At 60.3% G+C, this 21,788-nt stretch carries 22 protein-coding genes; 9 read left to right on the top strand and 13 right to left on the bottom strand.

The genetic code is table 11. The features are described 5' to 3' along the window. Position 1 precedes the first annotated feature (1 nt). The 6 genes from ABH15_RS08795 to ABH15_RS08770 are packed head-to-tail and all read right to left on the bottom strand — an operon-like array spanning position 2 to position 2,125. Positions 2-460, bottom strand: a complete 459-nt coding sequence (locus tag ABH15_RS08795) for an MnhB domain-containing protein (protein ID WP_241648057.1) — start codon at positions 458-460, stop codon at positions 2-4. Continuing rightward, positions 453-737 carry a hydrogen gas-evolving membrane-bound hydrogenase subunit E gene (gene mbhE / locus ABH15_RS08790; RefSeq protein ID WP_128693972.1) on the bottom strand — a complete coding sequence of 95 codons (285 nt, stop codon included), beginning with the start codon at positions 735-737 and terminating at the stop codon, positions 453-455. The genes ABH15_RS08795 and mbhE overlap by 8 nt, the downstream gene beginning before the upstream one ends. Next, positions 734-988, bottom strand: coding sequence for a hydrogenase subunit MbhD domain-containing protein (locus tag ABH15_RS08785; protein WP_128693971.1), 255 nt, complete (start codon positions 986-988; stop codon positions 734-736). The genes mbhE and ABH15_RS08785 overlap by 4 nt, the downstream gene beginning before the upstream one ends. Beyond that, positions 985-1,341: a monovalent cation/H(+) antiporter subunit G gene (mnhG, locus tag ABH15_RS08780; protein ID WP_128693970.1), complete on the bottom strand. Its 357-nt coding sequence runs from the start codon at positions 1,339-1,341 to the stop codon at positions 985-987. Before mnhG ends, ABH15_RS08785 begins: the two co-directional genes overlap by 4 nt. A 2-nt stretch (positions 1,342-1,343) precedes the next feature. Continuing rightward, complete coding sequence (locus tag ABH15_RS08775) at positions 1,344-1,601, bottom strand: cation:proton antiporter (RefSeq protein WP_128693969.1); 258 nt, start codon at positions 1,599-1,601, stop codon at positions 1,344-1,346. After that, on the bottom strand, positions 1,598-2,125 hold the full coding sequence (locus ABH15_RS08770) for a Na+/H+ antiporter subunit E (RefSeq protein ID WP_128693968.1): 528 nt from the start codon (positions 2,123-2,125) through the stop codon (positions 1,598-1,600). Before ABH15_RS08770 ends, ABH15_RS08775 begins: the two co-directional genes overlap by 4 nt. A gap of 252 nt (positions 2,126-2,377) precedes the next feature. On the opposite strand from ABH15_RS08770, the gene ABH15_RS08765 reads away from it, so the two are divergent. After that, on the top strand, positions 2,378-2,752 hold the full coding sequence (locus tag ABH15_RS08765; RefSeq protein WP_128693967.1) for a hypothetical protein: 375 nt from the start codon (positions 2,378-2,380) through the stop codon (positions 2,750-2,752). A 159-nt stretch (positions 2,753-2,911) separates the two neighbouring features. Here the strand turns inward: ABH15_RS08765 and ABH15_RS08760 are convergent, their stop codons facing one another. Next, positions 2,912-3,367, bottom strand: a complete 456-nt coding sequence (locus ABH15_RS08760) for an EVE domain-containing protein (protein WP_128693966.1) — start codon at positions 3,365-3,367, stop codon at positions 2,912-2,914. A 308-nt stretch (positions 3,368-3,675) separates the two neighbouring features. Between ABH15_RS08760 and ABH15_RS08755 the strand changes: the two genes are divergently transcribed. From ABH15_RS08755 to ABH15_RS08725, 7 genes are all read left to right on the top strand, one after another. Then, the gene (locus ABH15_RS08755) at positions 3,676-5,790 is read left to right on the top strand and encodes a type I restriction-modification system subunit M (RefSeq protein WP_128693965.1); all 2,115 of its coding nucleotides are present in this window, start codon (positions 3,676-3,678) and stop codon (positions 5,788-5,790) included. Continuing rightward, a complete protein-coding gene (locus tag ABH15_RS08750) occupies positions 5,787-6,809 on the top strand; it encodes a PDDEXK nuclease domain-containing protein (RefSeq protein WP_128693964.1) in 1,023 nt (340 codons plus the stop codon). The genes ABH15_RS08755 and ABH15_RS08750 overlap by 4 nt, the downstream gene beginning before the upstream one ends. Before the next feature lie 133 nt (positions 6,810-6,942). Then, positions 6,943-8,073 (top strand): restriction endonuclease subunit S, encoded by a 1,131-nt coding sequence (locus ABH15_RS08745; RefSeq protein ID WP_128693963.1) that lies wholly within the window; start codon positions 6,943-6,945, stop codon positions 8,071-8,073. Next, positions 8,070-8,843 carry an HNH endonuclease gene (locus ABH15_RS08740; protein WP_128693962.1) on the top strand — a complete coding sequence of 258 codons (774 nt, stop codon included), beginning with the start codon at positions 8,070-8,072 and terminating at the stop codon, positions 8,841-8,843. Before ABH15_RS08745 ends, ABH15_RS08740 begins: the two co-directional genes overlap by 4 nt. Then, entirely contained in the window at positions 8,840-9,067 is a 228-nt protein-coding gene (locus ABH15_RS14105) for an ABC-three component system middle component 6 (RefSeq protein WP_128693961.1), read from the top strand. The genes ABH15_RS08740 and ABH15_RS14105 overlap by 4 nt, the downstream gene beginning before the upstream one ends. Beyond that, positions 9,064-10,827 (top strand): ABC-three component system protein, encoded by a 1,764-nt coding sequence (locus ABH15_RS08730; protein WP_128693960.1) that lies wholly within the window; start codon positions 9,064-9,066, stop codon positions 10,825-10,827. Before ABH15_RS14105 ends, ABH15_RS08730 begins: the two co-directional genes overlap by 4 nt. Further along, positions 10,824-14,090, top strand: coding sequence for a type I restriction endonuclease subunit R (locus ABH15_RS08725; RefSeq protein WP_128693959.1), 3,267 nt, complete (start codon positions 10,824-10,826; stop codon positions 14,088-14,090). Before ABH15_RS08730 ends, ABH15_RS08725 begins: the two co-directional genes overlap by 4 nt. 564 nt (positions 14,091-14,654) lie before the next feature. On the opposite strand, the gene ABH15_RS13635 is transcribed toward ABH15_RS08725, so the two are convergent. Both ABH15_RS13635 and ABH15_RS08720 read right to left on the bottom strand, forming a co-directional pair. Further along, on the bottom strand, positions 14,655-14,828 hold the full coding sequence (locus ABH15_RS13635) for a hypothetical protein (RefSeq protein ID WP_164913686.1): 174 nt from the start codon (positions 14,826-14,828) through the stop codon (positions 14,655-14,657). A 75-nt stretch (positions 14,829-14,903) separates the two neighbouring features. Next, positions 14,904-17,516 (bottom strand): DEAD/DEAH box helicase family protein, encoded by a 2,613-nt coding sequence (locus tag ABH15_RS08720; RefSeq protein WP_128693958.1) that lies wholly within the window; start codon positions 17,514-17,516, stop codon positions 14,904-14,906. Positions 17,517-17,563: 47 nt separating this feature from the next. On the opposite strand from ABH15_RS08720, the gene ABH15_RS08715 reads away from it, so the two are divergent. Continuing rightward, positions 17,564-17,797 (top strand): hypothetical protein, encoded by a 234-nt coding sequence (locus tag ABH15_RS08715; protein WP_128693957.1) that lies wholly within the window; start codon positions 17,564-17,566, stop codon positions 17,795-17,797. Between the two features lie 133 nt (positions 17,798-17,930). Here ABH15_RS08715 and ABH15_RS08710 read toward each other — a convergent pair whose 3' ends face one another. The 4 genes from ABH15_RS08710 to ABH15_RS08695 all read right to left on the bottom strand — a co-directional run bounded on the left by ABH15_RS08710 (position 17,931) and on the right by ABH15_RS08695 (position 21,724). After that, positions 17,931-18,680 carry an ABC transporter permease gene (locus ABH15_RS08710; RefSeq protein WP_128693956.1) on the bottom strand — a complete coding sequence of 250 codons (750 nt, stop codon included), beginning with the start codon at positions 18,678-18,680 and terminating at the stop codon, positions 17,931-17,933. Further along, positions 18,677-19,615 carry an ABC transporter ATP-binding protein gene (locus tag ABH15_RS08705; RefSeq protein ID WP_128693955.1) on the bottom strand — a complete coding sequence of 313 codons (939 nt, stop codon included), beginning with the start codon at positions 19,613-19,615 and terminating at the stop codon, positions 18,677-18,679. The genes ABH15_RS08710 and ABH15_RS08705 overlap by 4 nt, the downstream gene beginning before the upstream one ends. A gap of 26 nt (positions 19,616-19,641) precedes the next feature. Beyond that, positions 19,642-20,058 (bottom strand): hypothetical protein, encoded by a 417-nt coding sequence (locus ABH15_RS08700; RefSeq protein ID WP_241648056.1) that lies wholly within the window; start codon positions 20,056-20,058, stop codon positions 19,642-19,644. A 223-nt stretch (positions 20,059-20,281) separates the two neighbouring features. After that, entirely contained in the window at positions 20,282-21,724 is a 1,443-nt protein-coding gene (locus tag ABH15_RS08695) for a PKD domain-containing protein (RefSeq protein ID WP_128693953.1), read from the bottom strand. Positions 21,725-21,788 lie beyond the last annotated feature (64 nt).

The raw sequence follows: 21,788 nt of genomic DNA, 5'->3' as shown, positions 1-21,788 counted from the left end.
GTTACGCTCCCTCCTCGGTTCCTGACAGCATGTAGAGGACGATCAGGCTGAGTGCGCCGAGCACCTCGATCCCGACCGCGATGTTCATGAGCGGGATGACGCCGCCGGTGTTCAGGTCGCCGGGGTTCGGGCCGAATGCTACGGCCGTCCCGAAGATCGATCCCGCGCCGGCGAGCCAGTTGTAGAAGAACGCCGCGCCGATGAAGAGGGCGACGAAGGCCGTGCCGATGAAGATGAGCAGGCCGAGCGTCTCGCTGCTTCGAAGCGACTCCTTGGTGAACCGGGCGGCGATCGCCTTGTAGCCGTAGGCCGCGATAAGGAGGACGATCCCGGTCGCGATCACCGCACCGCCCTGGAATCCGCCGCCGGGTGTCAGGTGGCCGTGCGCCACGATGTAGAACCCGAAGGTGAGGATGAAGACGACGAGGATATCGGCCGCCGTCTTTACGATCTTACTCATACTCATGCTCTTCACCTCCGAAGAGTCTCCGGAAGACGAGCCCGACCGCGAGCACCGCCGTCAGAAGCACCGTCGCTTCGCCGAGGGTATCGAACCCTCTGTAGTCCATCAGGACGTCCGCGACGATGTTGTTGCCGCCGGTCTGCTCCTGGCCGTAGCGGAGGAAGTAGTCGTCCATCTCCGTAGCGGCGGGGTCGCCGAACTCGAGCGTCATGACCGGCACTAAAAAGGCTGCCAGCAGGACGAGCAGAACCGCGATCTTAACGTACTGCTTCATTCCTCCACCTCCTCCATCCGCTTCGTTCCCCTGATGGCCACGATGTAGATGGCCGTCGTCAGTCCCGCACCGATGCCTGCCTCGGCGATAGCGACGTCGGGCGCCTGCAGGATGTAGAACTCGAGGGCGAGCAGGAAACTGAAAGCCCCGAAGGCGATCGCCGCCGAGAGCAGGTCGCGGAAATAGAAGACCAGCACGGCGGTGATGACGAGGCCCGCGAGCACCAGCATGTGCGCAATCAGCTCGATCATTGTTTCGCCTCCTTCATTCTGTCGACGACCGCCTGCGCCGGTTTGTAGCCGCTCCGGTAGGCTGCCCGGGCGATGGCGTGTGCCCCGGTCGCGTTCGTGAACGCGAGCGCGATCACGGCGATGATCGTGTGCAGCAAGAGGGTGAGGTACTGCCCCTCGCCGGTTCCAAGGAGGGCGGAGAGGGCGGAGATCACGACCGCGAGGCCGATGAAGATCGTCCCGAAGGTCGTCGTCTTCGTCTCGGCATGCAGCCGCGTGTAGACGTCGGGGAACCGCAGGATGCCGATGACGCCGAGGGCGTTGAAGATGAGGCCGATGGCGAGGCAGATGACAATTATCGTATCGACTATCATGGTTACATCTCACCTCCGAGGTATTTCGCGATGTAGAGCGTTCCGACAAACGAGAGGAGCGCGTAGACAATGGCGACGTCGATGAAGATTATCTCCCGGTAGACTGCCCCGAGAAGGAGCATCGCGGCGATCGTCAGGGTGTTGATCGCATCGAGGGCAACGACCCGGTCGGGGGCGGTGGGGCCGAGGAAGAGCCGGATCATCGTGACGACGATCAGCACGGCGATCACCAGGACTGAGATGAGCATCGCGTCGGTCATTCCGCAATTCTCCTGATCCATGTGGGGAAGTCAAACCAGGCCGTGATCTCCGTTGCCTCAAGGGTCGGTTTTCTTTCGGTTCCCGGTTTGACGTTGATCAGATGCACGAAGAGGTCGTTCGTCTCCTCGTCGATGCCGACAGTGAGCGTGCCCGGCGTCAGTGTGATGGAGTTCGCGAGCAGCAGGACGCCGAGATCGGTCTTCAGACCCGGCTGGATCCGAACAATTCCGGGGCGGATCCGCCCGGTGATCACCCGGTACGCGACGTCGATGTTCGCCTTTGCCATCTCAAGAAAGAACGGCACAACTGCATAGACCGCAAGAACGACCCACCGGAGAGGGTTCGCCATCCGGACATTGTGGTTTTTGCAGAAGAAGTTCCTCGAGATCGCGGCGACGATCAGGGCGAGGAACGCACCCATCACGAGTTCTGCCGGCGACCAGACACCCAGGCTGCCGCTCCCCGCTGTCAGGAGCAGATATATAATAAGTGCGAAGACAGCGGTGAGCAGAAATGGAATCACGATATCACCCGATACATACTGTTCATCTCTTTTGATCTATAGTCATGGAGAATGTTCCGGAAGCGGCACATGGGGATGTGACCTGATCCGGGTATTTTACATGATTTATGATGACAATAGCGTTTCGTGCGAGGAATATTTAAATATAGCCAAAGGGGCGTGCATTCGGCCGGAAATGCCGGGAGATGCTAGGCCGTCTCAGAGCCCTGACGAGGGAGAGGCGCTCCGGCACACGGCGACGACATGTACACAATGGCAGCAGATGGTGCACCTAACCGACTACGCCCCGCTGCCGACGGCGAAGGATGGGCTCTGCCGCGTCTGCGGGAGCCGGCCGAGATCGTCAGTGATGCGCGGTGGGAGCGGAGGATGGCCGAACCGCTGCCCGGGCTGCCCGACCACTGGACGTTCGGGCGGGTGGAGCCCGGGCGGTGCGAGTTCTGCGATAGAGAGAGGATGGTCTACCGCTCGCGCGAGGCACGGGCGAACGCCTGTCAGGGGCGGCAGGCCGGCGAGACCCGGAGGACGTTCATTTTACAATACCTGGCCCCGGGGATCTGCAGACGGGGTTTCCCGGCGTCAGCGGCTTTTCGGCTCCCGATCTCCGGGCATGACGTCGCTTTTTGAGGCATACGCCGGTTGTGAAGAGCCCGCACCACTGGTGCGAGAGATCAGCTGGCGTCCCGATCCGGTTGTTCCTGAGCGATACCCGGTTCCGGAGGAGAGTGCGTTCTTCCTTCGCACGACCTCCTGCATCTTCGGCCGCGCCATCAGGACAGTCCCTTTTCACCGGCCTTCCCGCCGCCCTGCGTCCACGATCCGCCGGTAGTCCTCCTCCGGGATCTCCCGCATGGCCTGGCCGCGGATGTGGCCGGACCACATCGTCTTGTTGGTGATGAACGCGAGATCCGGGATGAGCGGTTTGAACGCGACCGGCGGGTCGAAGACGGTGAGGGGCTTGAGCCTGATCCGGAGCGGGAAGATCTCGTCGCCGAGTTTTGCCGGTGGGGTGAAGATCCAGGATGCGTCTTCGTACACTCCCGAGGTGACCGCAAAAGCTCCGGTGACGGCGGGCGGGAGCACCTCTTTATCGACGACCTTCTGCCCGACGTAGACGAGGACGGTATCGCCGGGCCTGACCCGGCTGATGGCGTTGATGCTCCGCTTCGGGACGCCCCAGACGTTTCTTTCGAGCACGACGTCCGAGTTCTCCCGGTTGGATATGGCGAGCCAGCGTGTCATGATCGCTCCTACGCGAGAGTACTACAAAAAGATGGAGGGACGACGCTCATCATCGTTGTTGAGGGTGTGGACTCTCTCCCATCTTCTGCGTGGAGAGTCGGAGGGAAGGTTGCTCGGGTGGTATGAAATCTACAGGGAAATGTCTCTATTCCTTCAATGAACTGCAAAAGAATAGAACAGTAGATAGTAAGGTTTATGCCGGCATGCATGAACTTCTTGGTATTGTAAGAAATCCGGACAGGAAAGCAGAACTGTACACTCCATGCGCATCGATCGCTTTCTGCCCTCTGGAACAGAAGGTATATGGAATGGCTCAACTGGAACATATCGAAGCAATCGAAAAGCGGCTCTGGACTGCAGCGGACACATTGCGGGCGAACTCGAACTACGCAAGTAACGAATATTTCCTGCCCGTCATGGGTCTGATCTTTCTGCGGCACGCATACAGCCGGTTCCTGGGGGTCAAGGATGCCATTGAAGCAAAACTCCCCGAACGCGGCGGCAAGAGACGGGCACTGACCAAAGAAGACTTCTCCCGGAAGAGCGCCATCTTCCTGCAGCCGAAGGCACAGTTCGATTATCTGGTCTCCCTCACGGACAGCGACGATCGCGCTGAGGCCATTATCAAGGCGATGGAGTCTATCGAGGGCGACTACGACAACCTTCGGGGTGTTCTGCCGAAGAGCGAATATCAGGAGCTGGATAATAATGTGCTCGGGCAGCTCCTCCGCACACTCAACCCCGATGAGCTCAAGCATGTCTCCGGCGATGTGTTTGGCCGGATCTACGAGTATTTTCTTACCCAGTTCGCCGACCAGAAAGCCCACGACGCCGGCGAATTTTTCACGCCGGTCTCGCTGGTCTCACTCATCGCCAACGTCCTTGAACCCGAAGGCGGCACCGTCCTGGACCCGGCCTGCGGTTCGGGCGGCATGTTCGTCCAGAGTGCCCGGTTCGTCGAGCACCAACACGAGAACCCGGTCGATAAACTCACTTTTTATGGGCTGGAAAAGAATGCTACCACCATCCGCCTGGCGAAGATGAACCTGGCTGTCCATGGCCTCGAGGGTGACATCCAGAAGGCCATCACCTACTACGAAGACCCCCACGAGCTGCTGGGCAAGGCCGATTTTGTGATGGCCAATCCCCCGTTCAACGTCGATGAGATCGATGCGGATAAGGTCAAGCGAGACCCCCGCCTTCCTTTCGGCCTGCCGGGAACCAACAAGAATGGCAAGGTTTCCAACGGGAATTACGTCTGGATCAGTTATTTTTACAGTTACCTCAGCGAGCACGGCAGGGCGGGTTTCGTCATGTCCTCCCAGGCCTCCAGTGCCGGGCATACCGAAGCTAAGGTGCGACAGAAGCTCGTCGAGACGGGTGATGTGGATGTCATGGTCGCCATCCGCTCCAACTTCTTCTATACCCGCAGCGTGCCCTGTGAACTCTGGTTTCTCAACCGTCACAAGCCCGAGGAGCACCGGGACAAGGTGCTGATGCTCGACGCCCGGAACATCTATCGCAAGGTCACCCGCAAGATCTACGACTTTTCGCCCGAGCAGGAGCGGAACATCCTCGCTATCGTCTGGCTGTATCGCGGGCAGACCGGGAAGTATCTCGATCTGGTGGCCGGTTACTGCCGGCGCATGCTGGATGAAGGCGAGGGCTGTTTCACCGCCGGGGACGACGACGGCGGGACGATCGAGCCGCTGTCATCGTTCGTCGCCTCGTTATCAGCATTGCACGAGGCTCTGCGGCCGTTTCTGGTGACCCTGCCTGCCGATGCCGCCCACGCTGAGTCGCTCCGGGAACTCGACGACACGATGCCCTTGTTCAAAGCCGATGTGGAGGGCTTCCGGAAAGCGGTATCTGAGCAGCAGGCCGCGTGGCAGAATCAGAAGACCACCAACGGCGAGCTCAAGAAGGCGGTCGACCGTCTCGCCGCGCTCGCTGAGTCCAGCCGCGACATGATCAAGCAGAGCGACCTGCTCTACAAACTCGCCTGCCGCCTTATCGGGACCTGCGAGAACGAATGCAACAGCCGGGACAGCAACGTCTGGTCAGGCCGCGACATCACCCGCGCCCGGAAGGCCGCCGACGAGACCCGCCAGCTCGCCGTCGAGCAGCTCAAGCAGGTGCGCTACTTCTGGCGGCAGGCACACTGGCTGACCGAACGCTTCCCCGAGGCGAAGCTCTGCGATGTGGAAGGCCTCGTTAAGCTCGTGGAAAAATCTGAAATCGAGGCCAACGACTGGTCGCTGACCCCCGGCCGCTACGTCGGCGTCGCGCCCGAGGAGGTGGACGAGGAGTTCGATTTCGAGGAGGCTCTCAGGGATATTCACGTCGAACTGGAGAGCCTTAACGCCGAGGCGGTGCACCTGGCGGCGACGATCAAGAAGAACTTCGAGGAGCTCGGGATATGACGCTCCCCGACCTGCCGGAGGAGTACGGCTCGCTGCTCATCGAGGTCCGGGAGCGGATACGCGCCGCCCAGTACCGGGCGCTCAGGGCGGTCAATAAGGAACTGGTCGGGCTGTACTGGGATATCGGGAGGCTGATCGTGGGGCGGCAGGCCGGCGATACCTGGGGCAAATCAATTATCCAACAACTGGCTGGAGATCTGCAGAAGGAGTTTCCCGGCATCAAAGGTTTTTCAGTCCAGAATCTGTGGTATATGCGGCAGTTCTACATGGAGTACCACGGCAGCGAAAAACTCCAACCACTGGTTGGAGAAATCAGCTGGAGCCACAATCTCGTCATCATGTCGCGTTGCAAGAACCTGCTGGAACGCGAGTTCTACCTTCGCATGACCCGCAAATTCGGGTGGTCAAAGAACGTGCTGATCCATCAGATCGAGAACCAGAGCTACGAAAAGACACTCCTCGGCCAGACCAACTTCGACCGGGCGCTCACGCCGGAGCTGCGGGCGCAGGCAAAACTCGCCGTCAGGGACGAGTACACCTTCGATTTCCTGGAACTCAGCGAGGCGCACTCCGAGCGGGAGCTCGAGCGTGCCCTGATCGGCCGGGTCGAGGAGTTTCTGCGGGCGATGGGCGGTATCTTCGCCTTCGTCGGCAGCCAGTTCCGGCTGGAGGTTGAGGAGAAGGAGTACTTCATCGACCTGCTGCTGTTTCACCGGCGGCTCCGCTGCCTGGTGGCCGTCGAGCTGAAGATAGGCGAGTTCCAGCCTGAGTTCGTCGGCAAGATGCAGTTTTACCTCACTGCTCTGGACCGGCAGGAGCGTCAGGAGGGTGAACATGCTCCCATCGGCATTATTCTCTGCAAGGAGAAGAACCGCACCGTCGTCGAGTACGCCCTGCAGTCCTCCACCTCACCTATCGGCGTCGCCACCTACCGGACAGTCAGCGAACTGCCCCGGGAACTCCGGGATCAGCTCCCCGACCCGGAGGAGATCGCACGGCTTCTGGAGGACGGGGAATGAGGTGTGCTTGCAGCCGGAAGGATGCGCCGGGTCTTCCTGCGGCGCAGCCCTGCCGGGAGTTTGTGCAACGGTGCGTTGCACGATTTCTGGGGAGCGGCGGCGGCCGGTATGGGGGGCTTTCTGGAGGTGGGGTGTGAGCTGGGATACGATCCAACTTGGGGAGTTCTTAACACTGAAGAGAGGGTATGATTTACCGTCATCTCAGAGAGAAGATGGAAACGTCCCAGTTGTGTCCTCTTCGGGGATTACGGGTTATCACAATGCAGCGAAGGTCAAGGGTCCAGGAGTGGTGACTGGACGATATGGCACGCTTGGTGAAGTGTTCTTCCTTCGCGAGGACTTCTGGCCATTGAATACCGCCCTTTACGTCCAAGATTTTAAAGGGAATGATCCTCGATTCTCAGCTTACTTTCTCAAAACCGTCCTTAATGGTACATCCAGCGATAAAGCCGCGGTTCCCGGTGTGAACCGGAATGATCTTCACGCTCGCAAGGTAACGGTCACTCAAGATCCCATTCAACAAAAGCGCATCGCCTCCATCCTCTCCGCCTACGACGACCTGATCGAGAACAACCGGCGGCGGATTGCGCTGCTCGAACAGGCGGCGCGGCTGCTCTACCGGGAATGGTTCGTCCACCTCCGCTTCCCCGGTCATGAACATGTTGCGATCAAAGACGGCGTGCCGGACGGGTGGGAGCGTGGAACGATTACAGATATTGGGTTGGTTGTGACGGGAAAGACTCCCAGCAAAAAAAAGGACTCCTATTACGGCGACGATGTTCCGTTCATAAAAACCCCAGATATGCACGGCAACACGCTGGTCATCAAAACAGAAGAGTCGCTCTCTAATGAAGGAGCAAACACACAATCGAACAAGACTCTCTCGCCCAGATCAATTCTTGTGTCTTGTATTGGGACAGTCGGGGTTGTTTCATTCAATTGTTCGGAAGCCCAAACCAATCAGCAGATCAACGCCATCGTCCCAGCAGACGAATCTCTCCGTTATTGGACGTTTTTTATGGCGCGGGATTTGAAACCATTGCTTGAGGGGATGGGTGGTGGAGCAACAATGGCCAATGTGAATAAATCTAAGTTTTCAAGCATTAAAGTGACCATTCCGTCATCACTGATACTCGATCAGTTTAATTCGCATGTTCTCAGGAGTATAGATCAAATAGAGGTGTTGGCCAAGGCAAATTTGCGACTTGCACAAGCCCGTGACCTCCTCCTCCCCCGCCTGATGAACGGAGAGGTGACAGTATGAGCGCATCTTATCCGACTAAGCTGCTGTTGGCCTATAGAAGTGGCGACATCTGTGCACTGCCTGGTTGCGGCCGTAGGCTCACGCCCGATAGTAAATCTGGTGTTCCTATCAACGTCGGTGAAGCTGCCCATATCGCCGGAGAGCATGATGGCAATGGTAAAAGCAAGATATCCGCGCGCTATGACCCCACTATGACCGATGATGAACGCAACCACTACAACAATCTGATCTACCTTTGCACTAACTGTCACACCATCATCGATGCCATCCCTCAAGGTGAGATTGACTATCCGGTCGAACTTCTGTATGCAATCAAGGCGGAGCACGAGACGAAGGTGCGTCAAGCCATGCTCGATGCCTTTGCAGATGTTGGATTCCCGGAGCTGCAGGAGGCAACGCAGTGGGCCACCGCAATCTTGCCATCTGCTGTTACCAGAGATTACTCATTGCTCAAGCTCGATGACAAAATCAAGAAGAACGATCTCGACGCTGGTGCACGCGGCATCATCGCGATGGGACTGGGCGTCGCAAGTGACGTCTCTCGGTACATCGAGAGCGTGGCTCAGACAGACGTTGAATTCCCCGAACGCCTAAAGGCTGGTTTCCTTGAGGAATACTGGCGTCTTAAGAAGGAAGGTGTCAGCGGTGGTGACCTTTTCGAGTTAATGTGCCGGTTTGCCCAGCAGGGTTTCCACCGCCAGGCCGAGCGTTCAGCCGGGTTGGCTGTGTTAGTCTATTTGTTTGAAATGTGCGAGGTGTTCGAGAAATGATCTTGCCATCGAAGCACATCTCTGAGGATCAGGCCCTGCTCGGCGTCGGCGCCGTCTTGCTGCGTAACTTGGAACAGCCACAGACCGTCACTAGCCTCTGGAGTAAGGTGCGAGATAACCGGTCTGTCGGCACCTACGAACGCTTTGTGTTGGCATTGGATCTGCTACACATCACGGGAATCATCAACCTCTCCCAAGGCATGCTCCAACTGGAGGCGCCATGATTCACAGTGTATCCGCCAATCAGCCATCCTTTCATACCGTTACCTTCACCACTGGTCTCAATGTCATCCTTGCAGAGCGTTCCGAGACTTCGACCGAGAAGGATACGCGCAATGGCCTTGGCAAATCGACGCTGATCGAGATCATAGATTTCTGTCTGGGTAGCCGTGTGACCAAGGGCAGAGGGTTATCGATCGAACCGCTAAAGCAGTGGGCCTTCACTCTTGAAATCACCCTCGGCGGCAACCGGATCAAAGTGACGCGGGCGGTGGCAGACCATAACCGCATTGTCATTGATGGCCCCACTAATGGTTGGATTGAGCAACCGGATTGCGACGCCAGATCAGGTGAACTGATTTTCAAGGTAGAACGGTGGCGACAATTTCTCGGCTGGGCGCTTTTTAGTCTCCCTAGATCTGCCGATCAATTGCCATATAAACCCAGTTTCCGCAGCCTTGTTTCTTACATGGTTCGTCGTGGGCCTGACGCCTACATCAGCCCATTTCAGCATAACACCAAGCAACAGACCTGGGATAGTCAACTGCATATTGCCTACCTCTTGGGAATGAATTGGGAGTTTCCAGCCCGTTTGAGGGGTCTAAATGAGCGCGAGGACGGCGTTAAAGCCATCGAAAAGGCCATCAAGACGGGCGCAATGGAAGGTGCCATTGGCACTGTTGGCGAACTGGAAACCCAGCGCATTCAGTTGGAGCAACAGAGTGCTGTTGCCAAGCAAGCGCTGGACACCTTTAAGGTCCATCCGCAGTATGAATCGGTGCAGCAGGACGCAGACAGGTTAACCAAGGAAATCCATGATCTGGTCAATCGCAATGTCACTGACAGGCGACACTTGAGCCGCTACCAAGAATCGATCAAAGAAGAGAAGCCGCCTGTGGAGATGTCACTTGAGCGTCTATATGAGGAATGCGGGTTGGTGTTTCCCGATGCGATCAAGCGGTCATTGAATGAGGCGCGAACTTTTCATCACCAGATCATATCCAATCGATGTGACTTCCTAGAAACCGAGATTAGACGCACTCAGCAGGCCATCGATGAGCGCAAATCGCAAATTAGAGATTTAACCAATCAACGTGCTGGGATGATGGAAGTTCTCCAGACGCATGGCGCGCTGCAAGAAATGACCAAACTCCAAGAGGGTTATGTGGCATTGCAGGGCTCGCTTGATCACGTACAGACTCGCTTGAGGGAGATGAGGAACCTTAACGTCGCCAAGCGAGAAGTCAAAGCACAAAAGACGGAATTGGTTCAGACTGCGGAGCAGGACCATGAGCAACGCCAGGATGTGTGGTCAGAGGCCGTGCGCTTGTTCAACGAGCACTCCCAGGCGCTCTATAAGTCCCCTGGAAGGCTGGTCATCGATGTCGGTGAAAAGGGCTACAAGTACCACGTTGAAATCGAGCGTAGCGGTAGCGAGGGCATCGAGAAGATGAAGATCTTCTGCTTTGACCTTGCCGTGCTCCAACTGCAGATGCAAACCCGTCATGGCATCGACTTCCTGATTCATGATACTCTGATGTACGACTCCGTGGACGCCCGGCAGCGAGCACTGGCATTCGAGCGCGCTCATGAAGTAACAACCTTGCTTGGCGGGCAGTACATCTGCACCATCAATTCGGATATGGTGCCGAGTAAAGACTTCAGCGAAGGCTTTGATTTCCAGGAGCACGTCCGGCTAACGCTTTCGGATGCGACACCATCCGGAAGCCTGCTCGGGATTCGCTTCGAGAGGGGCGGCAAATGACCCGCTACACCGAGGACACCCTCGTCCAGCAGACCACGGCGGAGTACCTGGAGCAGCAGCTCGGGTGGGACTCGGTGTATGCCTACAACAACGAAGACTTCGGCCCCGAAAGCCTCCTCGGCAGGGCGTCCGACCGCGAGGTCGTCCTGACGCGCTACCTCCGGAGCAGACTGGCCGAACTGAACCCGGGGCTCCCCGAAGAGGCTTACGACGACGCCGTGCGGCAGATCGTCGCGACGACGGCGATGCAGTCGACGGTCGCCACGAACCGCGAGAAGTACGACCTCGTCCGCGACGGCGTGCAGGTCACCTTCCACGACGAGAAGGGCGAGCGGGTGCGGCGACGGCTGCGGGTCTTCGACTTCGCCGAGCCGACCAAGAACCACTTCCTCTGCGTGCGGGAACTCTGGATACGGGGCGACCTCTACCGGCGGCGGGCCGACATCGTGGGGTTCGTCAACGGCCTGCCGCTGCTCTTCATGGAACTGAAAAACGTCGGCAAGGACATCCGCGCTGCCTACGAGCGGAACTACATGGACTACAAGGACACCGTCCCGCACCTCTTCCACCACAACGCCTTCATCGTGCTCGGGAACGGCGTGGATGCTAAAGTTGGCTCGCTGACCAGCCGTTTCGAGCACTTCCAGGAGTGGAAGCGCCTCTCCGAGGACGAACCGGGCGTGGTGGATATGGAGACGCTTCTCAAAGGCATCTGCGAGAAGAGAAATTTCATGGACCTCTTCGAGAACTTCATCCTCTTCGACGACAAAATCGGCGAACCGAAGAAGATTCTCGCCCGCAACCACCAGTTCCTCGGCGTCAACCGCGCCGTCGAGGCGGTCAGGGATCGCAGGAACCGCCAGGGTAAACTCGGCGTATTCTGGCACACGCAGGGGGCGGGCAAGAGCTACTCGATGGTTATGTTCACGCGGAAGGTTCACCGCAAACTCGGCGGAAACTTCACCTTCCTCGTCCTGACCGACCGCGACGACCTCGATACGCAGATCTACAAGACGTTTGCCCGGTGCGGCGTGGTGGACAACGACCGCGACCCCTGCCGGGCGTCCAGCGGGGACCACCTCAGCCGCCTCCTCGGTGAGCATAAGTCGTACGTCTTCTCGCTGATTCAGAAGTTCAACCTGGATGTGGATCCCGACAAAGGATACACGCAGCGCGACGATATCATCGTCATCACCGACGAAGCGCATCGCACCCAGTATGGAACCCTGGCGCTGAACATGCGCAACGCACTGCCGAACGCCGGTTTCATCGGGTTTACGGGCACGCCGCTTATGAAGCACGGCGAGGAGAAGACGCGTGAGGTCTTCGGAGACTACGTCTCGACGTATGACTTCCAGCGGGCGGTCGAAGACAAGGCCACCGTTCCGCTCTACTACGACGCCCGGGGCGAGAAACTCGGTGTTGCCGTCGGCGACCTGAACGAGCGGATCGCCGAGAAGCTCGAAGACCTGGTGACGGACGACATCGACGTCGTGCAACGGCTTGAACGGGAACTCAGACGGGACTACCACATCATCACCGCCGGCAAGCGGCTCGAGCAGGTGGCCCGCGATTTCGTGAAACACTACTCGACGGCCTGGGAGACCGGCAAGGCGATGCTGGTCTGCATCGACAAGGTGACCTGTGTGCGGATGCACGGCCTGATCAGCACCTCCTGGGACGAGCGCATCGCCGGGTTGGAAACCGAGATAGACCGGGCAGCCGACGAACAGGAGGCGACCGCTCTGCAGCGGCAGCTCGAATGGATGCGTGAGACCCGTATGGCCGTCGTGGTGAGCGAAGAGCAGGGTGAGGTAGAAAAGTTCCGCACGTGGGACCTGGACATTACCCCGCATCGCCGCCTGATCAAAGAGGGTATCGATCTGCCGGAGTCCATGCGAGAGCAGCCTCAGTTCCGCAACATGCAGAGGATGGCGCTCGACGACGCTTTCAAGGAGGAGAAACACCCATTCCGAATCGCAATCGTCTGTGCCATGTGGCTGACCGGGTTTGACGTTCCGAGCCTGTCAACGCTGTATCTGGATAAGCCGCTCAAGGCACACACACTGATGCAGGCCATTGCCCGTGCCAACCGCATAAACGAAGGCAAGAACAACGGCATGATCGTGGACTACTGCGGCATCCTCAAAAACTTGCGCAAAGCGCTGGCGACGTTTGCAGGAACCGGGGATGGCGGCCGGGGCAGGGCAGGTGGCGAAATCGAACCCGCGAAGCCCGACGAAGAATTACTCGCCGACCTGGCCGAAGCAATCACGCTCATCCGGACGTTCCTGATAGAACGCGGCGCATCACTCGACGACATCATCTCGAAGACGGGATTCGCACGGAACGCGGCTATCCTTGCCGCCAAGGAGGCAGCCAACGAGAACGACGAGACGCGGAAACGGTTTGAGGTGATGTGCCGGACGGTTTTCACGAAGTTCAAGGCGTGCATCAACGTCAAGGGCATCAACGCGTATCGAAGTGACTATGGTGCGATCAACGTCGTCTACAGGAGTCTGCAACAGGATCGCGACGAGGCGGATATCACCGAGATCATTCGTCAGCTCCACCAGGTGGTCGATGAGGCAATTGCGACCAGGTCGGATCATGTCGCTGATAAGACCGTACCCTATGATATCAGCAGAATCGATTTTGATCGGCTCCGGCAGGAGTTCGAGCGAAGCCCGGCGAAACGAACAACCGTACAGAGTCTCAAACAGGCCATCGAGAAGCGACTCCAGCGGCTCCTGCAACAGAACCCGCTACGCACGGACTTCCAACGGCACTATGAAGATATCATAGCCGATTATAATCGCGAGAAGGATCGAGTAACCATTGAAAATACGTTCGAGGCCTTGCTGCGATTCATGAATGCGATTGAAGGGGAAGAAAGCCGGGCTATACGTGAAGGGCTTGATGAGGAATCGCTGGCTGTTTTCGATCTTCTGAAGAGGCCTGATCTCTCGCCCGGCGAAGTCCGGCGCATCAAGAAAGTGGCCGTCGAACTCCTTGAAACCCTCAAGGCGGAGAGACTTCGCATCGATCACTGGCGTGACAAGGAAGCCACCCGCGATGCAGTCCGACTTACTATCCGCGATTTCCTCTGGAGCGAATCAACCGGCCTACCGGTGGATCACTATACTGAAGACGACGTGCAGTCCAGAGCAGATGATGTGTATCGTCACGTATATCGCGTTTATCCCATGCTCCCGTCGCCGTTCTACGAAACGAAGGCAGTGGCACGAACCGGGCAGGCATAGCGCTGTAGCGTACGCAGACGCGCCGTGCCGATCTCCGGTGACTTTCTTTGTGCGACACAAAACGCGTTTCATGTCGCACAAAATCTGTTGTAGGTCACAGATGTCGCACAACCGCTTCCCGGCATATAGAGTTTGTGTATATTCTGGTACACACAAGGTGCGTTGCGTACAGCGGATCGGGGTTTCGATATACACAAAGCCGGTCTGCCGGCATCGGACTCCCTACACCGATCCCCACCGGTGATGGCAGGCAGCCGCGGAAAGGTATGGCTAGCTCCCCTTCTGTATAGACCGGGGCGTTTCCTTCCTCATCTTCTCGATAACCGGCGCGAAAACCCTCGACGCCGCCGGTGAAAGGCTCGAGCGACTGGAGGAGATGCTCTCCCGGATAGGCTAGCCGGATCGAACTACTAACGAACTACTAATATCTACTAAATTAGTAGTTGGCGGCCGGGCACCGGAGAGAGAAGCGTTTTTGCCCGCCGGCGATCATACGAGGAGGGTGACCCCCCTCTCCCCCGCCCTGATCGCCCCCTGCAGCATGAACTGCGGGCTCTGCATCGGCTACCTGCGGGAGAAGAACCGATGTCCGGGCTGCGGAAGGAGGATGCCGCCGGGTAAGCTGCTCTCGTCGAAACCCTGCAGGAGGTTGCCGGCAACCGGCCCGGCATACGCGAGGACGGCCAGCCGTTCCTTACCGGAGACCGCGAGAGCAGGTATCGGAGAGAGATGCACCACGCCTGGCCGGGTCGCTCCGGCGTGCAGCCCGAAGAGGCACGCACCGCAAGACGCCTGGAAAAAGTTCTTCGCACCTCACCTGCCCTTCATCGCGTCGAGCGCCTTTCGGGCGGCCTTCCGCACGGCAGGTTCGCGGTCTTTCAGAGCCCGCATCAGGGAGAGCCGGGCACGCGGATCGCCGAGCCGTCCGAGCGCGAGAGCTGCCCCGGCACGGATATCCGGGCGTCTGTCGGCGAGACTGCAGAGCAGCGGATCGACCGCACGCGAATCGCCGATCGCTCCCAGCACCCCGACGGCACGGGCGGCCGTCGCATCCCGGGGCGATCTGAGCAGAGGGAGCAGCAGGGGGACGGCCGGTGCACCGATCTCCGTGAGCCGGCGGCGGGCAGCCCACTCCTGCTCCGGATTCGCCGCCCGTTCCAGCGCCCGGACAGCATCCTCCACAGGCCGCAACCCGCCGTCTCTCCGGGCGGGAGGAGCCGGGAGTTCGGCCGGAACCGGTCTTTGAGGAGCAGCAGGGTCGAGGCCCGTCAGGAGTAACTCGCGGAGCGCCCGCGGTTCGCGCCCGGCAAGGATGAGGAGCCAGTGCATGCCGGAGAGACCCGGGACCTCGCCGGCGCGGCAGGCGCTCTTCGCCATCGCCAGCCAGGCTTCGTCGGTGAGGTCTCCCGGGCACGATGCGAGCGAACCGGCGAGCTCCCGCCGGAGACGCTCCGGGATCGCATCGAGGATAGCATCGACCCGCACCGTGCCGAAATCGTCCGTCGCAACATACCGCCGGTTTTTGAGGTAGTCACGGACGGTTGCTTCGCTTCTCCGGCAGAAGTCGGTGATGCCCTCCTCCACCGACGGCGCCTGCAGCACCGGGACATCCAGCAGGAGAGCGGTATCCCGGATCCAGGCGAGATCGCTCTGGTAGGCGAACGCGTCTTCCGCGTCGACGTAGGCCTGCGGCAGGGCGACGAAATGGTGAAATATCGGTTCTTTTCCCGGCCGTTTCCGGAGGATTCTGCCCATGCGCTGCACGAGCTGCAGCCGGGTCTTTGAGGATGCGACGTTGATCCCGATCTCCGCATCCGGAACGTCGATACCCTCGTCAAGCATCTTCGGCGCGATCAGGATGCCGGTCTGCGCCGACCGGAACCGGTCGAGAGAGCGCTGCACCTCGTTTCGCGGCATCCCGGAGTGGACACGGTAGGCATCCACCGTATCTTTGAGAGCGGTGTAGATGGCGTCGCAGGTCGCGATATCCATCGAAAAGACGATACACTTCTTCGCCGCCCCGAGGCGGCGGGCGAGGGCGATCGCCCGGCTCGTCTTCGGAGCCGACCGGTGGACGATCATGCGCCGCCGGTAGACGAGGCCGACGAGCCGGTACCACGCCTCCGGCACCTCGGCGGTCCGATAGCGGAGCTGCCGCATCAGGCCGACGAAGTCTGCGAGACTCTCGAACCGGTCGAACCGGCCGTTCGAGAGCCGCCGGACGATCTCGCGGTGGCGGCCGTTGATGACGGCAAGGCCCTGGACGATCTGTTCGGAGATCTCGCGGAACTCCTCGTCCTCCCGGACGTCCAGGTAGGTTGTATGGAGGTGGAGCGAAAACGACGGAATAACCGCACGGTCGCGGGCGTCTTTGAGGGTGAAGGTATAGACGGTCGGGCCGAGAGCCCGGTCGAGCGGCTGGCGGCGTTCCGCCCCCTCGACCGTTGCCGAGAGACCCATCTTCCACCTCACGGGGACGGAGAGCGCTTTTCGGAACGAAAGTCCTGCACCGTGGTGCACCTCGTCGACGATCAGGAGATCGGCCGGGTAGCGGTGCGGGGCGCGGTAGACCTTCTGGAGCGTCTCGAACCGGATCGTGAACCGATCGGCGTAGGAGAGCGGCACCGTATAGTCGGCGCCGGCACTCTCCGATAACCCGAGTTTCAGGACGGCTTCCCGCCGCCACTGGTTCAGCAGAGCGCGGGAATGGGCGAGCACCAGCACCTCGAGGCGCCCGTGCACCTCGTAGAGTTTCAGGGCGGCGGCGAGGCCGACGAGCGTCTTCCCGGTCGCCGTCGCCATCTCGAGGATGCCCCTGCCGCCGGCACGGAGCCAGGCCTCGAGCGCCTGCTGCTGGTGCGGCCAGAGGGGGTAGAGGAGCGTCGGCCGTGCGGCGAGGTCGGCAAGGAGCTCGATCTCCCCGAGCCGTGCGGCGAACGCATCGGCACTCCCCGCATCCCGGAGCCGGGTATAGAGTTCCATCGCAAAGAGGCCGCTTCCGACCGCAAAGAGCGTCGCCGTCTCGTCCACGAGCTCCGGCGGGCACCCGGTCCCGAGGCAGATCTTCTTGAGGATGGCGATCTTCTGGCTCTCCGTGAACGGGTGGAGCGCCCGGTAGCACTGGTGGCGGAACCGGGTAAAAGCAGAGAGATCTTCGTCGGCGTCCCGGCCGGAGAAGAGCAGGTGGGCGGTCTTGGCGACGTACCGCTCGAGGCGCTCGTAGTGATCGCCGTTCGGGTCGAGCCTGAGCAGAAAACGGCCGTCCCGCCGGAGGGCGTTTTCGTAGTAGTTCAGCAGTTCTTCGTCCGCTATGCCGAGCGCGGCGGCGGCGGGGAGCGGGTCGAGGACGCGGGCGCGGAAGAACGCAAAGGTGAATTGATCCGGATTCGACAGGTACTCAATCTCGTGCGGCTGGAGTCGTCGCATGGCTCTCTCCGGTAGTAGCTATCAGTCGTGTCGGCAGCGCGGTCACCATGCACGGCGAAAGAGAGGCTACGAAGGAACAGGTTTTTCGGGACGTCACGGCCACCTGCATCCGGGATCTCCGGCAGGCCGATGCCGCTGCACTATTCATGGTATCAATCCCGCTCGTGTTAAATCTTACCCGGCGGCCGGCCGGACACCGTCAGGGAAACGGAACGGACGGCATGAACGGCCGGTATTCTGCCGGGAGCGACGGCAATACGCTCCCGGAAAAAGGGAGGTGACGGGACGTGCATCTTCCGGGTCACTGGAGGGTGGCGGCAACCGGAGCCACACATACAGTAAAACTCCAACACATATAACAATTACTAAGTGCTACTGATTTCTTCAGGCGTAGCACCATCTGGCGGCGAGCCGTCAGAGCCTCTTTGGAAGCGTCCGTCCGTGCAGGAACATCGCCGCCCCGAGGAAGAGGAGGGAGAAACCGGCGAGGACGACAAGATCGAGGGCGATCGGGTAGAAGTTCACCTCCCCCATCGCGAAGCGGGCGATGTCGGTGAAGTAGGTCAGCGGCGAGACCGCGGCGAGCACCCGCCCCCAGACCGGCAGGGACTCGACCGGGATGAAGATACCGGAGATGAAGATCAGGGGGAACTTGATGAGCGACGAGAGCATCATGATGTTCTGCGGCGCTCGTGCAGGCGGGACGGCAAGGAGGACGCCGAGCGAGGCGAAGCAGACTGCGCCGAGCAGGATGCCGGCGAGCAGCACCGCCGGAGAGGTGATCGTTACGCCGAGCGCCACCCCGATGCCGACCGGGACGAGGGCTATCAGCGCCCCGAAGAGGAACGACGCCAGCATATCCCCGAAGACCAGCGCCGGAACCGTGATCGGGGCAGCGGCGAGCCGTTCGAGCGTCCGCGCCTGGGTCTCCCAGGGAAATATCACCGGCGAGACCGCCGTTGCGGTGAAGAAGACGGTCATCGCGAGCAGCCCGGAGATGAGGAATGGGATCGATGCGAACCGGTTGCCAAGCGAGAAGGCCAGGAAGAGGAAGAGCGGTATCAGGAGGCCGAAGATGACGACCGGCCCCTTGATGTAGTAGATCCTGATATCCTTCCGGGCGACGGCGAGCGATCGCCGCAGCTGCTCGCCGGGTAGGGTCATTCGTCTCCTCCGGTGAGCCTGAGGTAGACCTCGTCGAGCGTCGGCGAGAGCGTCGAGAGCGACAGGATCCGGGCGCCCGACGACCGGGCGGCCGCAACCACCGAGGCGATCGCGGCATCGGTATCCGCGGTCTCGAGGCGCCAGGTATCGCCGTGCTGCGAAACGCCGTCGATCCCGGGAAGCCCAACGAGGACGGGCGCCTCCACCGGGCGGTCGAACCCGACCTCGATCGCGTGCATCCGGTTGATCGTCTGCTTCAGCCGTTTCGGCGAATCGATCGCCGCAATCCGCCCCGCTCTGATGATCCCCACCCGGTCGCAGAGCCGGTTGGCCTCATCCATATTGTGGGTGGTCAGAAAGATCGTCGTGCCCGCCCGGTTCCTCTCGCTGAGGATCGCGAGCATCAGGTGCGTGCTCTGGACGTCAAGGCCGCTCGTCGGTTCGTCGAGGAAGAGTAGCGGCGGGTCGTGCAGGAGCGCCATCGCGAGGATCAGCCGCTGCCGCATGCCCTTGGAGAACCCCGCGACTTTCTGATCCCGCCGGTCGAAGAGCCCGAGCTCTTCCAGGAGATCGGTCGCGGGTCGCCGGGCGGCGGAGCGCCAAAGGCCGTAGAGATCCGCCATCAGCATCAGGTTCTGCCACGCCGTCAGATCGTCGTAGGCGTTAGCCGTCTCCGGGACGACGCCGATCACCTGTTTGCTCCGCACCGGTTCCCTGACGACATCGTGACCCAGAATCGTTGCACTCCCTCCGTCGGGGACGATGATACCCGTGAGCATCCGGACGGTAGTGGTCTTGCCTGCGCCGTTCGGCCCCAAAAATCCGAAGACCTCGCCGGTATGAACGTCGAACGATATCCCGTCGACGGCGATGCGGCCGTTGTAGACCTTGCGGAGGTCACGCACTTCGATGGCTTTCGACAGATTGGGATTCATGGCAGACGGCAACGGTACACCGTACTCTATCCGGCCATATACGGGTTTCTATCCCTGCAACCCTTCTGCACCGCCCGCACCGCGGCAATCTCCGGGGTATCCTGCCCGCCGAGCAGCCCGATAATGGCTCCTACGTACGGTTCCTGGCGCGTGAGGCTCGGAGATACGAACGGATCGTGCCGCTGCTCTTTTCTGCCCATCCTCGCATGCCCGGTGGCTATGAAGTGCAGGAAATCCTCTTTCGTGAGGTTCCACCGGACGTTGACCTGCAGGCGGACGAAGTCTGCCTTGCCTGGGTTCGGGAAGAGTACCGCACGTGTCCCGGGCAGCGGCACAGGGAGGCCGCCCGCCGATCCCGCCAGGTCGACGACGCGCTGCCACAGCCGATCGCAGGCGATCGCCGCATGGGGGCATGACCTGCAGTAGCGGTTCGACGGCGGCATACCGTCTCCACGGTAGTGGCGACAGAAGCCCGGATCCATACACAGGTTTCAGAGGGCAAAGGTCTTGAACCAGTCGATGCACAGCCGTCCCGGCCGCCGATCCCTATCAGCCGGAGAGGAGAGAAACTGACCCCGATCGGAGAAACAGCGCACCCGGAACCGGGGGTGCGACGCAGGAGGAAACCGGTTTCAGAAAAAGGGTGCGGGTGGCCGCAGGCCCGTATCAGTGGAGCGTCCCGTACCCAAGTATCCCGAGGAGGTGCTTTGCGAGGTACATTGCGTCAGGCAGCGAGAGTGCTTCGCCGCCCGAGACCATCCCGACGCTCCCGGTCATCGGGTACCCTTCCATCTCGAGCGTGTGCCGGGCAATGTAGACGGCGTCGTAGAGCGTGACCCGGTTATCCTGGTTCGCATCCCCGTTCCGCACGACCATGAGCGGGATCGAGACCGAGGTGTTGCTGATGCCGTTTTGGTCGGTCGCGTTCATGGGGAGGAGCACCGGCTGATAGGCGCCATCCACAAACGGTGACGGCACCGTTGCTGCAGTGCTCATCGTCCAGGTGCCGTTTCCGGCGTCGATCATTGGTGCTACGGACGACCCGCCGATCGCCGAGAGGTTCACCGTCACCGAGGCGATGCCTGCGCCGGTCACCGCCACGGAGAGCATAGTTCTCTCACCCGTGCCGGGGATGCCGTCGGTGTCGGTCGGGATAATGGCAGGCGCCGCCGCGGGATCGGTAACGAGCGGTGCGGCAGCATAGACGGTGATATAGCCCGCCTTCGTCACAGCGTTGCTCTCGAGGGCAGCGGTCACCGTCAGGTTCACCGTGTAGGTGCCCGCTGCCGTATAGGTGTGCACCGGGTGCTGCTCGGCCGAGGTGGCACCGTCGCCGAACGACCAGTTCCACACCGTCGGGTCGCCGATAGAGGTGTCGGTGAACTGCACGGCAAGCGGTACGGGGCCGGCGGTGGCGTTCGCGGTGAAATTCGATTCGACGAACTCAACAGAGAGATCCAGCTCCCGAACGTCTCCTTCGATATAGGTGCTTCTTTCATCTGCTTCAATGCCGTCCACCCGGAATGTTATCGTCTGCCCTACATCAGTTCCGGGACCCTGGACGAGCAGCTTCGGGTCAGGCCCCTCGCTCCCGCCGTATATCCCGGATTCGGTCGTGGTCAGGGATCCCCGCTCACTGCCGTTGATCCACGCGGTGATGACGGTTCCCGGAGCGGCCGGGTCGCCGTTCACCGTAACCCTGCCGAAGAAACTGCAGGGAAGGATGGGAAGGGGGGGCAGAGGAGCCGCAAGAGAGACCGGGTCGGAGTCGAGGGGCACCTGAACGTCAACATAGATGTCCGGTTTGACCGGGCCGGTTGCATTCCATACGTAGTAGGCGCCGGTGACGCTGCCGACATCCGCCGCAAGGAGATCAAAATCGGAGGGAGTCGCCACATCGATGCTGTTATCGACAGCACCCGCCGCAAAGTCGCTGTAGTGTACAAGCTGGACAATCATCGGGTCGAGCCCGGTCAGGTCGAGGTTCTCTTCGCCGACGTAGACGGTGCCGCCAGAGGCAACGGTCTGCGCTGCAGAGGGAGCGCAGAGAAGACCCATCACTACCAGGATACTACAGCCGATGATAATTGAGGTTCGGTACGAATTCATGAATAATCCACCAGTCCAGAGCGGATACTACCGGGGAGAGGCGGGAGAGAAAGAACTGAAGGCC

It is taken from the genome of Methanoculleus taiwanensis, from assembly GCF_004102725.1.
GTDB lineage: Archaea > Halobacteriota > Methanomicrobia > Methanomicrobiales > Methanoculleaceae > Methanoculleus_A > Methanoculleus_A taiwanensis.
The sequence above is the reverse complement of the archived record's forward strand: the minus strand, read 5'-3'. Positions and strand labels throughout refer to the sequence as shown.

What these genes read in the sequence shown, in the direction of transcription:
- ABH15_RS08700 (WP_241648056.1), bottom strand. Translation starts at nt 20,058, where the DNA reads ATGCCGCCGTCGAACCGCTACTGCAGGTCATGCCCCCATGCGGCGATC.
- ABH15_RS08775 (WP_128693969.1), bottom strand. Translation starts at nt 1,601, where the DNA reads ATGACCGACGCGATGCTCATCTCAGTCCTGGTGATCGCCGTGCTGATC.
- ABH15_RS08705 (WP_128693955.1), bottom strand. Translation starts at nt 19,615, where the DNA reads ATGAATCCCAATCTGTCGAAAGCCATCGAAGTGCGTGACCTCCGCAAG.
- ABH15_RS08765 (WP_128693967.1), top strand. Translation starts at nt 2,378, where the DNA reads ATGGCAGCAGATGGTGCACCTAACCGACTACGCCCCGCTGCCGACGGC.
- ABH15_RS08710 (WP_128693956.1), bottom strand. Translation starts at nt 18,680, where the DNA reads ATGACCCTACCCGGCGAGCAGCTGCGGCGATCGCTCGCCGTCGCCCGG.
- ABH15_RS08715 (WP_128693957.1), top strand. Translation starts at nt 17,564, where the DNA reads ATGCACGGCGAAAGAGAGGCTACGAAGGAACAGGTTTTTCGGGACGTC.
- ABH15_RS08750 (WP_128693964.1), top strand. Translation starts at nt 5,787, where the DNA reads ATGACGCTCCCCGACCTGCCGGAGGAGTACGGCTCGCTGCTCATCGAG.
- ABH15_RS08795 (WP_241648057.1), bottom strand. Translation starts at nt 460, where the DNA reads ATGAGTAAGATCGTAAAGACGGCGGCCGATATCCTCGTCGTCTTCATC.
- ABH15_RS08720 (WP_128693958.1), bottom strand. Translation starts at nt 17,516, where the DNA reads ATGCGACGACTCCAGCCGCACGAGATTGAGTACCTGTCGAATCCGGAT.
- ABH15_RS08760 (WP_128693966.1), bottom strand. Translation starts at nt 3,367, where the DNA reads ATGACACGCTGGCTCGCCATATCCAACCGGGAGAACTCGGACGTCGTG.
- ABH15_RS08785 (WP_128693971.1), bottom strand. Translation starts at nt 988, where the DNA reads ATGATCGAGCTGATTGCGCACATGCTGGTGCTCGCGGGCCTCGTCATC.
- mbhE (WP_128693972.1), bottom strand. Translation starts at nt 737, where the DNA reads ATGAAGCAGTACGTTAAGATCGCGGTTCTGCTCGTCCTGCTGGCAGCC.
- ABH15_RS08725 (WP_128693959.1), top strand. Translation starts at nt 10,824, where the DNA reads ATGACCCGCTACACCGAGGACACCCTCGTCCAGCAGACCACGGCGGAG.
- ABH15_RS14105 (WP_128693961.1), top strand. Translation starts at nt 8,840, where the DNA reads ATGATCTTGCCATCGAAGCACATCTCTGAGGATCAGGCCCTGCTCGGC.
- mnhG (WP_128693970.1), bottom strand. Translation starts at nt 1,341, where the DNA reads ATGATAGTCGATACGATAATTGTCATCTGCCTCGCCATCGGCCTCATC.
- ABH15_RS08695 (WP_128693953.1), bottom strand. Translation starts at nt 21,724, where the DNA reads ATGAATTCGTACCGAACCTCAATTATCATCGGCTGTAGTATCCTGGTA.
- ABH15_RS08740 (WP_128693962.1), top strand. Translation starts at nt 8,070, where the DNA reads ATGAGCGCATCTTATCCGACTAAGCTGCTGTTGGCCTATAGAAGTGGC.
- ABH15_RS08730 (WP_128693960.1), top strand. Translation starts at nt 9,064, where the DNA reads ATGATTCACAGTGTATCCGCCAATCAGCCATCCTTTCATACCGTTACC.
- ABH15_RS08755 (WP_128693965.1), top strand. Translation starts at nt 3,676, where the DNA reads ATGGCTCAACTGGAACATATCGAAGCAATCGAAAAGCGGCTCTGGACT.